Source organism: Mycobacterium shottsii (assembly GCF_010728525.1).
Classification (GTDB): Bacteria; Actinomycetota; Actinomycetes; order Mycobacteriales; family Mycobacteriaceae; genus Mycobacterium; species Mycobacterium marinum.
The window spans coordinates 5,015,252-5,030,480 of record NZ_AP022572.1 but is presented as its reverse complement, the minus strand read 5'-3'; the positions used below and the strand labels follow the sequence as shown (position 1 = coordinate 5,030,480).

The 15,229-nt window shown below is 66.0% G+C and carries 14 protein-coding genes and 2 pseudogenes; 11 read left to right on the top strand and 5 right to left on the bottom strand.

Translation table 11 applies throughout. From position 1 onward, the window contains the following. Positions 1-14 precede the first annotated feature (14 nt). The 3 genes and pseudogenes from G6N41_RS23340 to G6N41_RS23330 form a co-directional block, all read left to right on the top strand. A pseudogene (locus G6N41_RS23340) lies at positions 15-1,613 on the top strand (adenylate/guanylate cyclase domain-containing protein). 26 nt (positions 1,614-1,639) lie between these two features. Then, complete coding sequence (locus tag G6N41_RS23335; RefSeq protein ID WP_407663843.1) at positions 1,640-2,509, top strand: IS5 family transposase; 870 nt, start codon at positions 1,640-1,642, stop codon at positions 2,507-2,509. 10 nt (positions 2,510-2,519) lie between these two features. Beyond that, positions 2,520-2,711 (top strand): annotated as a pseudogene (locus tag G6N41_RS23330) (phage shock envelope stress response protein PspM); the annotation flags it as partial. Between the two features lie 8 nt (positions 2,712-2,719). Here G6N41_RS23330 and G6N41_RS23325 read toward each other — a convergent pair. Next, positions 2,720-3,151 carry a limonene-1,2-epoxide hydrolase family protein gene (locus G6N41_RS23325; protein WP_038579306.1) on the bottom strand — a complete coding sequence of 144 codons (432 nt, stop codon included), beginning with the start codon at positions 3,149-3,151 and terminating at the stop codon, positions 2,720-2,722. A gap of 73 nt (positions 3,152-3,224) precedes the next feature. On the opposite strand from G6N41_RS23325, the gene G6N41_RS23320 reads away from it, so the two are divergent. Continuing rightward, positions 3,225-4,391 carry a glycosyltransferase gene (locus G6N41_RS23320; protein ID WP_198965789.1) on the top strand — a complete coding sequence of 389 codons (1,167 nt, stop codon included), beginning with the start codon at positions 3,225-3,227 and terminating at the stop codon, positions 4,389-4,391. 34 nt (positions 4,392-4,425) lie between these two features. After that, positions 4,426-4,620 carry a DUF3046 domain-containing protein gene (locus G6N41_RS23315; RefSeq protein ID WP_406682451.1) on the top strand — a complete coding sequence of 65 codons (195 nt, stop codon included), beginning with the start codon at positions 4,426-4,428 and terminating at the stop codon, positions 4,618-4,620. A 12-nt stretch (positions 4,621-4,632) separates the two neighbouring features. Here the strand turns inward: G6N41_RS23315 and G6N41_RS23310 are convergent, their stop codons facing one another. Next, positions 4,633-5,280: a (2Fe-2S)-binding protein gene (locus G6N41_RS23310; RefSeq protein WP_036455807.1), complete on the bottom strand. Its 648-nt coding sequence runs from the start codon at positions 5,278-5,280 to the stop codon at positions 4,633-4,635. A gap of 170 nt (positions 5,281-5,450) precedes the next feature. On the opposite strand from G6N41_RS23310, the gene recA reads away from it, so the two are divergent. The 4 genes from recA to G6N41_RS23290 all read left to right on the top strand — a co-directional run bounded on the left by recA (position 5,451) and on the right by G6N41_RS23290 (position 9,259). Then, positions 5,451-6,491: a recombinase RecA gene (gene recA / locus G6N41_RS23305; RefSeq protein WP_198965788.1), complete on the top strand. Its 1,041-nt coding sequence runs from the start codon at positions 5,451-5,453 to the stop codon at positions 6,489-6,491. Beyond that, entirely contained in the window at positions 6,457-6,978 is a 522-nt protein-coding gene (gene recX / locus G6N41_RS23300) for a recombination regulator RecX (protein WP_198965787.1), read from the top strand. The genes recA and recX overlap by 35 nt, the downstream gene beginning before the upstream one ends. Before the next feature lie 134 nt (positions 6,979-7,112). Further along, a complete protein-coding gene (miaB, locus tag G6N41_RS23295) occupies positions 7,113-8,651 on the top strand; it encodes a tRNA (N6-isopentenyl adenosine(37)-C2)-methylthiotransferase MiaB (protein ID WP_231609041.1) in 1,539 nt (512 codons plus the stop codon). Continuing rightward, positions 8,648-9,259, top strand: coding sequence for an Rv2732c family membrane protein (locus G6N41_RS23290; protein WP_012393766.1), 612 nt, complete (start codon positions 8,648-8,650; stop codon positions 9,257-9,259). The genes miaB and G6N41_RS23290 overlap by 4 nt, the downstream gene beginning before the upstream one ends. Here the strand turns inward: G6N41_RS23290 and G6N41_RS23285 are convergent. The 3 genes from G6N41_RS23285 to G6N41_RS29835 form a co-directional block, all read right to left on the bottom strand. Continuing rightward, positions 9,256-10,608 carry a DUF349 domain-containing protein gene (locus tag G6N41_RS23285; RefSeq protein ID WP_081650995.1) on the bottom strand — a complete coding sequence of 451 codons (1,353 nt, stop codon included), beginning with the start codon at positions 10,606-10,608 and terminating at the stop codon, positions 9,256-9,258. The genes G6N41_RS23290 and G6N41_RS23285 overlap by 4 nt on opposite strands. Before the next feature lie 235 nt (positions 10,609-10,843). After that, positions 10,844-10,987 carry a hypothetical protein gene (locus G6N41_RS29165; RefSeq protein ID WP_231608684.1) on the bottom strand — a complete coding sequence of 48 codons (144 nt, stop codon included), beginning with the start codon at positions 10,985-10,987 and terminating at the stop codon, positions 10,844-10,846. Next, positions 10,984-12,651, bottom strand: coding sequence for a serine/threonine-protein kinase (locus tag G6N41_RS29835; protein ID WP_269469268.1), 1,668 nt, complete (start codon positions 12,649-12,651; stop codon positions 10,984-10,986). Before G6N41_RS29835 ends, G6N41_RS29165 begins: the two co-directional genes overlap by 4 nt. A 463-nt stretch (positions 12,652-13,114) precedes the next feature. Between G6N41_RS29835 and G6N41_RS23275 the strand changes: the two genes are divergently transcribed. Together G6N41_RS23275 and G6N41_RS23270 are read left to right on the top strand one after the other, a co-directional pair. Then, positions 13,115-14,014: a DMT family transporter gene (locus tag G6N41_RS23275; protein ID WP_198965785.1), complete on the top strand. Its 900-nt coding sequence runs from the start codon at positions 13,115-13,117 to the stop codon at positions 14,012-14,014. Positions 14,015-14,233: 219 nt separating this feature from the next. Further along, complete coding sequence (locus G6N41_RS23270) at positions 14,234-15,211, top strand: DMT family transporter (protein ID WP_198965784.1); 978 nt, start codon at positions 14,234-14,236, stop codon at positions 15,209-15,211. The last annotated feature ends 18 nt before the right edge of the window (positions 15,212-15,229 follow it).

Sequence of the window (15,229 nt, the reverse complement as noted above, 5' to 3'; positions counted from 1 at the left end):
CCTAGGCGGACTCGGTGGTGAAGACGGTTTCGCGTCACGACAGCCCGTTATTGGAAAGCCCGGCCTACGGTTCCTGGCTGCTCGGGGATCTGAACGAAAACCAGCGTGACCGTCGGATCCGCATCCAAGGCATGTTGACCGCTGTCATTGCGGCCACGAACGTCATTGGAATCTGCGTCGGATTGGTACTGGCGACCGTGGCCGCGCCGCCACCACACGTGTTGTCAGACGCCCCGTTGTGGATCACCTTTGCGGTCATACCGTCCTACGTCGTGATTGCATTTGCCCTTGGCAGCTATTGGCTTACCCGGCGAACCACGCAAATGTTGCGCTGGGCAATCGAGAAACGAGCACCCAGCCCCACCGACCAGCGCAATACACTACTGGCCCCATTTCGGTTTGCCATCTTTCATCTCCTGGTTTGGGGGGCCTTCACCATCCTGCTGACCGCCCTCTACGGCATGGCCAACAGCATGTTCATCCCGAGATTCCTTTTTGCGCTGAGATTTTGCGGTCTTGGCGTCACCACCGCCAGCTATATGTTCACCGAGTTCGCGCTACGCCCGGTGGCAGCCATGGCGTTAGCCGCAGGACCACCACGGCTACGCTGGGCCCCGGGGATCAGGGGCCGAACGATAGTCGTCTGGTTCACCGGTTCCGCCGTACCGCTGATTGGCATGAGCTTGGTGGCGATCTTCGATGAATCACTATGGCAAATTAGCCAAGCCGAGTTCGTGTTACCGGTCACGGTCGTAACGTCGGCAATGCTGGCGCTTGGCTTGCTACTGATGTGGGTCCTGTCCTGGCTCACCGCGACACCGGTCAGGGTGGTGTGCGCGGCACTCAAACGCTTCGAGATGGGCGATCTGCCGGGCGATTTGGTGGTATTCGACGGAACCGAACTTGGCCAGCTGCAGCGCGGTTTCAACGCCATGGTCGCCGGGCTGCGCGAGCGTGAACGGGTACGGGATCTGTTCGGCAGGCACGTCGGGCGGGAAGTCGCTGCCGCTGCCGAACGCGAACGCCCCAAGCTGGGCGGGGAGGATCGCCACATCGCGGTCGTCTTCATCGATATCGTCGGCTCCACGCAGCTGGTGACCACCCAGCCTCCCGCCGAGGTGGTCAAACTGCTCAACCCGTTCTTCACCATCGCGGTCGATGAAGTGGACCGCCACCACGGCCTGGTGAACAAATTCCTGGGTGACGCCGCACTTGCGATCTTCGGCGCCCCGAACCGTCTCGAGTAGCCGGAAGACCAGGCGCTGGCCGCCGCGCGTGCCATCGCCCGACGGCTGGCCGCCGAAGTTCCCGAATGCCAGGCCGGGATCGGGGTGGCGGCAGGTCAAGCCGTCGCCGGCAATGTCGGCGCCAACGAGCGGTTCGAGTACACAGCGATCGGCGAGCCGGTGAACGAGGCGGCCCGACTCTGTGAACTGGCCAAATCGTTCCCCGGCCGGCTACTGGCATCGTCGGAGACACTTGCCGGTGCCAGCGAAAGCGTCAGGGCCCAATGGTGTTTGGGCGACTCGACGCTGCTGCGTGGGCTGGGCCAGCCCACGCGGTTAGCGACGCCGATCGAAACCGCCGAGCTAGGGCGTGTCTGCTTAATGTGAATGGTGTTTTGGCTGATGCTGTTTGGGTGATGCGGACGCATGCGATTTCTGATGATTTGTGGTCGCTGATCGTGGCGGTGTTGCCTGCGGGGCGGCGGCGTGGCCGGCCGTGGAACGATCATCGACGTACTCTGGAGGGCATTATCTGGCGTTACCGTACGGGATCTCCGTGGTGTGACCTGCCCGAGCACTTCGGTCCCTGGCAATCGGTGGCCGAGAGGCATCTACGCTGGTCGGTCGATGGCATCTACGCGCGGATCTTCGCGGCGATCGCCTCTGACCTCGACGCCGAGGACGCCGACCTGGGCGCACTGTTGTCGGTCGATTCGACCAGTGTGCGCGCCCACCGACACGCAGCCGGAGCGCCCGGGCGCCGCACAGGGGATCTGTCGAATTACAAGAAATATCTCGATGAGCCCGATGACCACGCCATTGGGCGTTCCCGCGGCGGGCTGACTACCAAGATCCACGCCTTGACCGACCAGCTGTGCAGTCCGGTCACCCTGGCACTGTCGGCCGGTCAAGCCGGTGATAATCCGATGCTTTGGCCATTGCTGGCCGCCCGGTGCAGCAACTCATACGCCCCGTTTCGCCTGCTGGCGGACAAGGCGTACTCCCATGACTCGACGCGGGCACAGCTGCGCCGGCTCAAGATCGCCCATACCATCCCCGAGCGCAGCGACCAGATCACCCGCCGCAAAGCCAAAGGCCGCAACAGAGGACGGCCTCCGGGGTTCTCAGGCCGAATCTACAAGCACCGCAACACCGTCGAGCGAAGCTTCAACGGGCTCAAACACTGGCGCGCGGTCGCCACCTGCTACGACGAATACGCCCTGACCTACCTCGGCGGTGTCACCCTGGCCGCCATCATCACCTACCACCGCGTCCGCAATTAGCAGACAGGACCTAGGCGCCGGCGTGCGTCAGTACAACGAGATGGTGACCGCGGCAGCGCAATTGGTTTCGTCGGCCAACGGTGCCACCGTGGCCGAGGCGGTGTCGCAGCAGCGCTACCGCCACGAACTGGTCGGAGCTACCGATCGCCTGGCCGGCTGGGCGCAGGCCTTCGACGAACTGGGTGGGTTACCGCGCCGCTAAGTGTGCACCTACATGCGTGCCTTCAGCGCTGGGATCACCGCGCCGGCCACCCCGCGCAGCAATGCCTTGGTCATGTCGTAGAAATCGAAGTAGTCGCGCCACAGCGTGATGCGCCCGTCGTGCACCTCGAACACGCCGCAGACCCAGAACTGAATTCGCAGCGGGCCGAGAATCAATGCATCGGTGCGTTCGGTGAGTACGGCGGCGCCATCGGCGGCGGCGCGATGGATCTTCACCTCGAACCCCATGCGCCCGTCCATCTGGCGAAATAGCCGCATCGCCCGGCTCCGGCCACGGATCGTCGGCAGTCCGACGTTCTGGTACACCAGGTGGTCGTCTAGGGCCGCGTTCGCCGCTTCGTAGTCCGCGTCCTGAAGCGCACTCAGAAAGCCCTCGACCGTGCGGATGTTGTCGGTGCTTGTTTGAGTCAGCTCGGTCATGGTTGCCAGCGTAGGCGAGCGGGGGCGACTGCGGTGCCTGGGCACTGGCTGGGCGCTGTGGCAGGGTAGGGCGGTGCGTATCGCAGTGGTCGCCGGGCCAGATCCCGGGCATTCCTTTCCCGCGATTGCGCTGTGCCGACGCTTTTTGGCGGCCGGCGATACTCCGACGCTGTTGACCGGCGTGGAGTGGTTGGATACCGCTCGGGCAGCCGGCGTTGACGCGATTGAGTTGGCGGGGCTGGTCGCCACCGAAGAGGATCTGGATGCCGGTGCCAGGATTCATCGCAGGGCCGCTCAGATGGCCCTGCTCAACGCTCCGGCGCTGTCCGACCTGGCGCCCGACCTGGTGGTGTCCGACGTGATCACCGCCTGCGGTGGAATGGCGGCCGAGCGGTTGGGGATCCCCTGGATCGAGCTCAACCCGCATCCGCTGTATCGGCCGTCGAAAGGCCTGCCGCCGATCGGCAGCGGTCTGGCGCCGGGCACCGGAATTCGCGGCCGGCTGCGCGACACCACCATGCGGGCGCTGACGGCGCGGTCCTGGCGTGCGGGCCTGCGACAGCGCGCCGCCGTGCGGGCCGAGATCGGCCTGGCAGAACATGATCCGGGCCCGCTGCGGCGATTGATCGCCACGCTGCCCGCCCTCGAGGTGCCGCGTCCGGACTGGCCTGCCGAGGCGATCGTGGTTGGCCCGTTGCACTTCGAACCGACCGATCAGCTGCTGAAAGTCCCTGCCGGTTCGGGTCCGGTGCTGGTCATCGCGCCGTCCACGGCATTGTCCGGAACCGCCGGACTGGCCGAAGTCGCGCTGGAGTCGCTGATTCCGGGCGACACGCTGCCGTCGGGATCGCGGCTGGTGGTCTCCCGGCTCGGCGGCGACGATCTGGTGACACCGTCGTGGGCGGCGGTCGGCCTGGGCAGCCAGGCCGAGCTGTTGACCCACGCCGACGTGGTGATCTGCGGCGGCGGTCATGGGATGGTCTCCAAGACGTTGCTGGCCGGGGTGCCCCTGGTGGTGGTTCCCGGCGGCGGGGACCAGTGGGAGATAGCCAATCGCGTGGTACGCCAGGGCAGCGCTCGGCTGATCCGGCCGCTGGGCGCTGATGCGCTGGCGGCCGCGGTGAATGAGGTACTGTCGTCGCCCGGTTACCGGGAGGCGGCGCAACGGGCCGCCGCCAGCATTGCCGACGTGGCCGATCCGGTGCAGGTCTGCCACGAAGCGCTGGCGCTTGCGGGATGACCGGATTTGCTGGCCGGCCAGTATGTTGGCTGGCGTGCGGCTGACAGAGTTTCACGAGCGGATCACGCTGCGGTTTGGTGCCGCCTACGGCGCATCGGTTCTGGTCGACCACGTCTTGACGGGCTTCGACGGCCGGACCGCAGCCCAGGCGATCGAGGCGGGTGTGGAGCCTCGCGACGTGTGGCGGGCGTTGTGCGCTGACTTCGATGTTCCCCGTGAGCAGTGGTGATCTAGGCGCCCGCTAAAGCGGGCAGTCGCCGCATTTCCCCGCGCCGGGCAGGCGGTAGTAGAGACAGCAACTGTTGCGCCGGAAGCTCAGATCGGCGCCTGCGATCACCCCTGATCCGGCCAGGCGGCCCATGCTCAGCAACTCGGCGGTGGTGCTGGCTACGGACTGGCGCAAGTCCGGTCGCGCCGAGATCAGCGCGCGTGACGCCCCGACGAGCGCCGACGCGATGTTGCCGGACAGGAGCGCGGGCGCCAACTTGGCGCGCAGGCCCGCTGCGAACGGTTCCATGTGGTCCTCGATGACGACGCGATACAACAATTCCGGGGACGGTGCGGCGGGCTCACCGATGGGTTCGGGCAGCCGCAGCAGCGCGGCGTTGTCGGCACGCTGCAGGTTGGTCAGGTCGGGAACTACGCCCTGGCTCAAGACGCATGCGAGCACTGGTGACCACAGCCGGGCGGCATGGCCGAGATGCACCAGGGATGCGCCGATTCGCACCTCTGGCGCGCCATAGCGCTCGATGGTGGCGTCGATCAAGTCCGAGAACCCGTTGGCATAGGCCTGGGTGACCGGATGCCATCCCGTTGGGTCGCCGCCCACGGTCAGCCCGAAAAAACCTCCGTAGGAGGCGATTTCGGCCAGCTCGGCGGAGATGTTCATGCGTCCATCGGTAGCCGATGTTGCCACACGCGGCGTGTCGAAACTTGAATCGAACAGATGTTCGGCTACTGTGGTCATCGCTCGAAGACGCGATCTGTCGGTGGCCTTCTTTAGTGTCACAGCCAACCGACCGATACCGGTCATCGAACACCGACTATAGGAGAGGCACGATGGCGCAAGCTCCCGACCGCGAAAAGGCACTCGAACTGGCGATGGCCCAGATCGAGAAGAGTTATGGCAAAGGTTCGGTGATGCGCCTTGGCGACGAGGTACGGCAACCGATTTCGATCATCCCGACCGGCTCCATCGCACTCGATGTCGCCCTGGGCATCGGCGGTCTGCCACGTGGCCGGGTGATCGAGATCTACGGCCCGGAATCCTCGGGTAAGACCACCGTGGCATTGCACGCGGTGGCCAACGCCCAGGCCGCCGGCGGCGTCGCGGCATTCATCGATGCCGAGCATGCGCTGGATCCCGAGTACGCCAAAGAGCTTGGTGTCGATACCGATTCCCTGCTGGTCAGCCAGCCGGACACCGGTGAACAGGCGCTCGAGATCGCCGACATGCTGATCCGTTCGGGGGCGCTCGACATCGTGGTGATCGACTCGGTGGCCGCACTGGTGCCACGCGCGGAGCTCGAAGGCGAAATGGGGGATAGCCATGTCGGCCTGCAGGCCCGGCTGATGAGCCAGGCGCTGCGGAAGATGACTGGCGCATTGAACAATTCGGGAACCACGGCGATCTTCATCAACCAGCTCCGCGACAAGATCGGGGTGATGTTCGGCTCACCCGAGACGACGACGGGTGGAAAGGCGCTGAAGTTCTACGCGTCGGTGCGCATGGATGTGCGTCGGATCGAAACGCTCAAGGACGGCACCAATGCGGTCGGCAACCGCACCCGGGTCAAGATCGTCAAGAACAAGGTCTCGCCACCGTTCAAACAGGCCGAGTTCGACATCCTCTACGGCCGGGGTATCAGCAGGGAAGGCTCGCTGATCGATATGGGTGTGGATCATGGCTTCATCCGGAAATCCGGTGCGTGGTTCACCTACGAGGGCGAACAGCTCGGGCAGGGCAAGGAGAATGCCCGCAACTTCCTGCTGGAGAACGGCGAAGCGGCCAACGAGATCGAGAAGAAGATCAAAGAAAAGCTCGGTATCGGTGCAGTGGTGACTGATGACGGTGTCCTTCCCGCCCCCGTCGACTTCTGAGCCATCTCGCGAAGAGCAGGCGCGGGCGTTATGCCTGCGCCTGCTCACCGCGCGATCCCGGACTCGGGCAGAGTTGGCCGGTCAGCTGGCGAAACGTGGCTACCCCGAGGACGTCGGCGATCGCGTGCTGGATCGGCTTACCGCGGTAGGTCTGGTCGACGACGCCGACTTTGCCGCGGACTGGGTGCAATCCCGTCGGGCCAATGCGGGAAAGAGCAGGCGCGCACTGGCCGCTGAGCTGCAGGCCAAGGGGGTCGACCAGGATGTGATCGGCACCGCGCTGGCCGGACTCGACGCGGGTGCCGAGCGAGGCCGGGCCGAGCAACTCGTCAGGACCAAGCTCAGGCGCGAAAAGCTGACCGATGATGACGCCCGGGTGACCCGCAGATTGGTGGCGATGCTGGCGCGTCGTGGCTACAGCCAGACTGTGGCGTGCGAGGTGGTCGTCGCAGAACTGGCCGCCGAACGAGATCGCCGGCGGGTCTAGCCCGACTCCGTCCGGGAGGGGCTCGGCCACCGGCCGACACGCTGTCGGCCAGCCGGCCGCCGTACCATGGCCCCGTGACTTCGACGGTGGCGCACGGCGCCGGGTCTGCCGGCCCGGTCGATGATGCTGAGCCCATGTCGGCGCGCACGTATCAGGTCCGCACCTACGGCTGCCAGATGAATGTCCACGACTCCGAACGAATGGCGGGCCTGCTCGAAGCCGCCGGCTACCGTCGTGCGGCCGAGGGCACCGATGCCGATGTCGTGGTCTTCAACACCTGCGCGGTACGGGAAAACGCCGACAACAAGCTCTACGGCAACCTCAGCCACCTGGCCCCGCGCAAGCGCACCAGTCCGGACATGCAAATCGCCGTCGGTGGTTGCTTGGCCCAGAAAGACCGCGACGCGCTGCTGCGCAAAGCGCCCTGGGTTGACGTGGTTTTCGGTACCCATAACATCGGGTCGTTGCCCGCGCTGCTCGACCGCGCCCGGCACAACCGGGTGGCCCAAGTGGAGATCGCCGAGGCGCTGCAGCAGTTCCCGTCGTCGCTGCCGAGCGCCCGCGAGTCTGCGTACGCCGCTTGGGTATCGATCTCGGTCGGCTGCAACAACACCTGCACCTTCTGCATCGTGCCGTCGCTGCGCGGCAAAGAGATCGATCGCAGCCCGGCCGACATCCTGGCCGAGGTCCAGTCGCTGGTGGATACCGGTGTAGTCGAGATCACCCTGCTGGGGCAGAACGTCAACGCCTACGGCGTCTCCTTCGCTGACCCCGCACTGCCGCGCAACCGGGGCGCTTTCGCCGAGTTGCTGCGGGCCTGCGGAGACATCGACGGGCTGGAGCGGGTCCGGTTTACCTCGCCGCACCCGGCCGAGTTCACCGATGACGTCATCGAGGCCATGGCACAAACACCCAACGTGTGCCCCGCCCTGCACATGCCCCTGCAGTCCGGATCGGATCGGGTGTTGCGCGCGATGCGGCGCTCCTACCGTGCCGAACGCTATCTGGGCATCATCGAGCGGGTTCGGGCTGCCATGCCGCACGCGGCCATCACCACGGATCTGATCGTGGGATTCCCGGGTGAGACCGAACAGGACTTTGCCGCCACCCTTGATGTGGTGCGGCAGGCCCGGTTCTCGGCCGCGTTCACCTTCCAGTACTCCAAGCGCCCCGGGACCCCGGCGGCCGAACTCGACGGGCAGTTGCCCAAAGCTGTTGTGCAGGAACGGTATGAGCGGCTGGTCGAGTTGCAGGAGCAAATCTCGCTGGAGGGCAACCAGGCCATCGTCGGACAGCGTGTCGAGCTGCTGGTGGCCATCGGAGAAGGACGCAAGGACACCCTGACGGCGCGCATGAGCGGCCGGGCGCGCGATGGGCGCCTGGTTCACTTCCGCGCCGGTGACGGGCCGGTTCGCCCCGGCGACATCGTCACCGTGGAGGTCACCGACGCCGCTCCGCACCACCTGATTGCCGACGGGGGCATTCTGGCCCACCGCCGTACCCGTGCCGGTGACGCGCACGCCGACGGACAGACTGTTCGGGGAATCGGCCTGGGCATGCCCGGCATCGGGCGGCCCGTGGTTCCCGTTGCGGCCGAAGCCACCCCATGCGGATCGGCGGGCGGATGCGGATCGGCGGACGGGGCTGGATCTAGCGCGGGTGACCCGCAATGAACGGAGAGGTTGACGTGGCGGATTTCGACGCCTACCGGTCTGAAATCGAGGCGGCAGAACGCCGGGTGGCGCGTGAGATCGACCCCGGCGCCAGAGCTTTGGTCGTCGCGATCCTCGTGTTCGTGCTGCTGGGGTCGTTCATCCTGCCGCACACCGGAAACGTGCGCGGATGGGATGTGCTGTTCAGCAGCAATGGGGCCACTGACGCCGCGGTGACGCTGCCGTCGCAGGTGTTCGCCTGGTTGACACTGGTATTCGGCGTGGGCTTCTCGATGTTGGCGTTGATGACACGACGCTGGACGCTGGCGTGGGTGGCTCTGGCGGGTTCGGCGTTGGCCAGTGGCACCGGGCTGTTGGCGGTGTGGTCGCGCCAGACCGTGGCCGCGGGTCAACCGGGTCCGGGCGTCGGGCTCATCGTGTCTTGGATCGCGGTGATCCTGTTGACGTTTCACTGGGCACGGGTGGTGTGGCAGCGCACGATAGTGCAGCTTGCCGCGGAAGAGCAGCGTCGTCGCGTGGTCGCCGAACAACAGTCGCAGACCTTGTTGGACAGCTTCAACACACCCGATGAGTCAGACGGGACCGCGGCCGAAAAAGACCAGGACTAGGTTTTGCGGGTCAGCGCGTCGGCCGCGGCTGCCGCCCACTGCCGCCACTGTTCGGCGTTGGCTTTTGCCTGTTCGGCTTCCTTGGTCTTTCCCGCCGCGGCTGCCTTGGCGGCTTGCTGTTCGAACTGCTCGACTCGGGCCTGGAACTGCTCGGCGCGCGCTTGAGCCTGTGGATCCGACCAATTGGATTCGCCGGCTTCGCGCACCTTTTTCTCGACCGCGCGCAACCGACGCTCCAATTCGGCGGTGCGCTCGCGGGGCACCCGGCCGATCGCGTCCCACTTGTCGGTGATGGTGCGAAGCGCTGCTCGCGCGGCGTCGAGGTTGGTGGTGTCGAGCTTCTCCGCCTCGACGAGCAGGGCCTCCTTGGCGGTGGCATTGGCGCGGAACTCGGCGTCTCGCTCCGCGGTAGCGGCGTTGCGCGCGGTGAAAAAGGCATCCTGGGCGGCTTTGAAACGACGCCATAACGCGTCGTCGACGTCCTTGCTGGCGCGTCCCGCCGCTTTCCATTCGGCGAGTAGTTTGCGGAATTCAGCGCTGGTGGGGGCCCAGTCCGTGGAGTCGGACAACTCCTCCGCGCGCTCGCAGAGCCGCTCTTTGCTCTGCTTGACCCCAGATCGCTCACGGTCGAGTTCGGCGAAATGCGAGCCCCGTCGACGGTTGAAGGTGTCACGGGCCGCCGAGTAGCGCTTCCACAACGCGTCATCGACTTTGCGGTCCAGGCCGCTGATCGTCTTCCATTCGTCGAGGATCGCGCGCAGCCGGTCGCCGGCGGCCTTCCATTGGGTCGAGTTGGCGGCCAGTTCCTCAGCCTCGGCGGCCAGCGCCTCTTTGCGCGAGGTCTGGGCGGCCCGATGTTCGTCTCGTTTGGTGCGGTCGGCGACGGCCATGCTGTCGGCCTGTTCGCACAGGCTGGCCAGCCTGGTGGCCAGCGCATCGAGGTCCCCGAGCACCGACGCGGTCGGCAGTGTCTCGGCCAGCGCTGCGGCGTTGGCGCGGATCTTGCGGGCGTCGCCGGTACCGGCGGCCAGCCGCTCCTCCATGAGCGTGATCTCGGTGTTCAAGTCGTCGAAACGCCTGCCGAAATGCGCAAATGCGGCCTCGGCGTCCCCGGCCAGCCAGGACCCGACGATGCGCTCGCCGGCGGTGGTGATCAGCCACACCGTGCCGTCGTCGTCGACACGACCGAACCGGTGGGGATCGCTGGGCGCGGATACCACCACCGGATGGGCAGCGGGTCGGGGCGAGGGCCTGGGGCCGGGCCTGGGTCCCGGCCGCGGTCCCGGCCGTGGGCCGGGGCCCGAAACCGTCGGGTGCAAATCGTTGCCGCGGGGTTCGTCAGCCGTCATGCGCTCGTCACCTACCCTTTGCACCCTCTGCGCGGTCCGTATCCCGCGCACCTGCCGCGCGAAGCGGCACCCAATATCCGATCTGCAGCTCTGATGGGGCCGACGGCTTCACCAGAGGGCACAGACCGGTTCTAACAGTTCCAACAGTATTGAAGCAGCTTGCCCCCGCCATACACCGACACCTTGGTCGGTGTTGGTCAACTGCCGATCTGGACAGTTTCACAAACGAGGCCGGCTATCGCGAGTGCTTTTTCCACCAGCTGTAGAGCTCTTCGAGGTTGGGGCCCCGCGGATCGCCCTTGACCACGCTGATCATCAACTGGGCTTCGTTTGTCCACACCACCGAGGGACTGCCCTCCTGGATCGCGCAGAAGATCATGCCGCCGACCTGTGGGCTATCGGGATGGTGCCAGGCGGTCGGTGACTTCTTCTCGCCTGGGCAGTCGACCATGATGTCGGTGCGCAGCAGGCCGTCGAAATACTGGCGCAGCGTCGCTGTTTCCCCGAACAGCGTGTACACGCCCCGGGACGGGCCCCAGGGTCGACGTTCTTGTCGCAGGTGACCCTGGCCAGCGAGTCCTTGGCCGGCAGAAAGGCCCGGCAGGTGCCCGGTGCGTAACCCAGTGGAAGCGTGCTCAGTGGGCGGGCCAGCGCGTCCGCCGACGCCGGCGAGGGCGCGCTGGGCGAAGCCGTCGACGGGCTGGTGGAAGCGCACTCGGACTTCGGCCGGAAGCTGAGCCAGATGCCCTGGGCGGCGAAGACGATCAGGGCCACCAGGGCGGCGGCGCCGAGCAGCATCCACGGGTTGCGCAGGCGTGCGGCCAAGGAGTGTGGGCCTGGGCCCGACGGTGATGTGTCGCTCGTCTGCTTCGGCGGTTGCGGGGGCGTCGGGGGAACTGGGGGAGTCGGGGGTGTCAGGGGCGCCGGGGGTGCCTGTGGCGGTGGTGCGGCCGTCAGATCGCCCCAAGAACTCGTGCTCGCGTCGAATAACGGGACGTTGGCTTCCGATGTGGGGAATGACGGAATCGACAGGGGCCCGGAGATCCTCAGGTCGGGCTGCGAAGTCGATGCGACCGGGGTGGGTGCCGACGGTGACGCCGTCGACGGGCTCGCAAAGGTGATCCCGGCCTCTGCCGCGGCGTCGGTGTGCAGGCCACCGGCCTCCTCACTACGTTTGAGGATGCGAAATTCTTGAGCCTGGTGCGGTGCGCTGAGCGCTTGGTGCGCCGCCGCAGCCAGTTCGCCCGCGCTTGCGAAGCGGTCCTCCGGGCGTTTGGCCATTCCGCGCGCGATCACCGCGTCGAACGTGGCGGGGATACCGGGCCGCAGCTGGCTGGGACGCGGGATGGGCGCCATCAGATGCGCGGTGATCAACATGCCTGCGCTGTCCGCCCGATATGGCGGGGTTCCGGTCAGGCACTCATGGAGCACGCAGGTCAGCGAATAGATGTCGGCACGCTGATTCACTTCGGCGTCGGAAAACCGCTCCGGGGCCATGTACCTCCAGGTCCCCACCGCGCTGCCGATCTGCGTCAGTTTCTCGTCGGTCGCCGCACTGGCGATCCCGAAGTCCACCAGGTAGACGAAGTCATCCTGGGTCACCAGGATGTTTTCCGGTTTCACATCCCGATGCATCACGCCGGCCGCGTGGGCGGCGTCCAATGCGGAGGCGACCTGATGCACCAGCGCCACCGCCCACGGGGGTGTCACCGGACCGAACCGTTCCAGCAGCAGCGCCAGGTGGGTGCCCTCGATGAGGCGCATGTCCAGGTAGAGCTGCCCGTCGATTTCACCGTAATCGTGAATGGGCACCACGTGCGGCTCTTGCAGCCTGCCCGCGTTGCGGGCCTCACGCTGCATCCGCATGCGAAACACGGGATCGTGGCTGAGCGACTCCGACATCAACTTCAGTGCCACCACGCGCTGTCTCACGGTGTCCACGGCCTCGTAGACCTCGCCCATGCCGCCGGTGCCAAGCTGTCGTTTGAGGTAGTAGGGCCCGAAGCGGGTACCTACTCGCGAGCATCGCGCGGAGGCGCTCATCGCCTACTCCTCAAACCAGCGGGTAATCGCACCGGCAAGCCACACTCACCGGCCGACCTGCCGACCGCATACCCCGGTCTAGCAACCATGACGGTAATTGCTCACCATTGTGGACGCACCAAAACTGCAGCATCCGTCCTATAGCTGCAACCGTTCCGTTAGTTGCGCTGTGTGCTCGCGCGGGAATTTGGGCAGGTCGGATCGGCATAGCCGGCGCCCCGATCGATTTTGTGAATTGCGGTGATCGGGTGTGCGCGGCTGCTGGCGTGCGGACCGTCCAGCTGGTGTCGCGGCCGACCGGTCGGCTGCGAAATGCGCGGCCCGACGCCCGTGTGAGGCAACCATTTCTATGGGATCGCGCGATTGAGATGCTTAACCAGCACACACGGGTAATTATTGAACAACTGCCTAACGGAAGGTTTACGCAGACAGCTTGCAGCTGAATGCGGTGGGAGGTCACCAAATGGCCAATGTCGAAGTCTCGGCGTCGCTGGCCCTGGGCGCGGCGTTGCTGGCCGGGGTCGGCTACGTGGTGCTGCAGCGGTCAGCGCAGCAGGTCACCGAGGACGAGGTTGGTCACTTCACGCTGCTGCACCTCTCGCTACGCCATGGTCAGTGGTGGCTGGGCAGCGCCGCGGCTCTGTCCAGCTTCACCCTGCAGGCCATCGCGTTGACCATGGGGTCTGTGGTGCTGGTGCAGTCGCTGCAGGCGACCGCGCTGCTTTTCGCCCTGCCGATCGATTCTTGGCTTACTCAGCATCGGATCACCGCTCGAGAGTGGATGTGGGCGATCTTGCTGGCCGGCGCGGTGGCGGTCATCGTGACGGCAGGGCATCCCACGGCTGGCCACGCGCGCGCCCCGCTGTCGACCTGGGCGGTGGTTGCCGCGGTGATGATTCCGGCCTTGGTGGTCTGCGTGGTAGTGGCGCGGGTTACCTCCGGTGCCCTGTCGGCGGTGCTACTGGCGGTCTCTTCGGCCGCTGCGCTGGCCGTGTTCACGGTGTTTACCAAAGGCGTTGTCGCGCTCATCGGCACCGGCTTCGGGCCGCTAGTGCGCGCCCCCGAGTTCTACGCCTGGATGACGGTGCTGCCGATCGGTCTGATGCTTCAGCAATCATCGCTGCGGGCCGGCTCGTTGACCGCGTCATTGCCGACCATCACCGTGGCCAGGCCGGTGATTGCTTCGCTGTTGGGGGTCACGGTGCTCGACGAGGTGCTACAGACCGGAGACTTGGGCGTGTTTGTGTTGCTGGTTGCCGTTGCCGTGGTGATCGTGGCCACCGTGGCGATGGCTCGCGACGAAGCCGCCATGATGGCGCCCGCCGACAATCTCAACGCGGCCGGCCAGCTTGCCATGCCGTAGCCGTGTGAACCGAAACACATCTGGCACACAGGTTCTGCATAGCTTCCTAAAGAGTTGCCGCTGTTAGGTGGGTGCACGGTGGGTATTTGGGATCGGTTCGAATCCAGCTAGTTGCCAGCCCGGCGGGGTAAGCCTGGTTGAGAACACCACCAAAACGGGTAATGGATACCGGATGTACGAACGGTTTCCTGAGGGCGAGTTTTGGCGAGGAGGTTGGCCATGACGACGACGGAGATCGCGGCTGTTCTCGCGCTGGGTGCCGCGTTCGCATCCGCGCTGGGCAACGTGACGCGTCAGCGTTCCGCTCAGGAGATCACCGACGAACAGGTGGGCCACCTGGAGCTGTTCTGGCTGTCACTGCGCGACTCGCGCTGGTGGCTGGGAGCCCTCGGCGCGATTGCGAACTATCTGCTGCAGGCCGCCGCCCTGACGCTGGGATCGGTGGTGCTGGTGTCGGCGCTACAAGTGACGGCGCTGTTGTTCGCGCTGCCGATATACGCCCGTGTTACTCGGCGCCGGGTGACACGCTGGGAGTGGACCTGGGCTGTGCTGTTGGCCGTTTCGCTGGCGGTGGTGGTCATCGTTGGCGACCCGGATGTCGGCGTGTCGCGTGGTTCGCTGGCGACCTGGATGGTGGTGGCCTCGGTGCTGGGCCCGGTAATGGTGTTCTGTGTGCTTGGCGCACGGATCTGGTCAGAATCGGTGGCAGCGGTGCTGCTGGCGGTGGTCTTGGGGTGTTCGTTGGCGCTGTTCGCCGTGCTCACCAAGGCGGTCGTCGAAGTGGTCGGCGGGGGAGCCGGCGCACTGTTTCGCGCGCCGGAGTTCTATGTCTGGATCGCCGCCGCGCTGGGCGGAATGATCTTCCAGCAGTCCTCGTTTCGCGCGGGCACGTTGACCGCCTCGTTGCCGACGGTGGTGGTGGCCAAACCATTGATGGGCGCGGTGCTGGGCATGGTCGTCCTGGGCGAAACACTCGATACCACCGGCCCCGGGCTTGTCGTGGTGGCCTTTGGAGTGGTCCTGGTGCTCGTCGCGACGATAGCGCTGGCCCGCGGAGAGGCCGAGAAGGTGGCCGAAGAGGCGGTCGAGAGTGGCCATATTCCGGCAACGATGCCCCACCGGGCGGTCACCATGCACTTCGGGCCCGCCGACGACGACGTGCAGACCGACCGGTTGCGCAGGGCGCCGGCGGGTTAGCCCCAACCGGTCGAACCG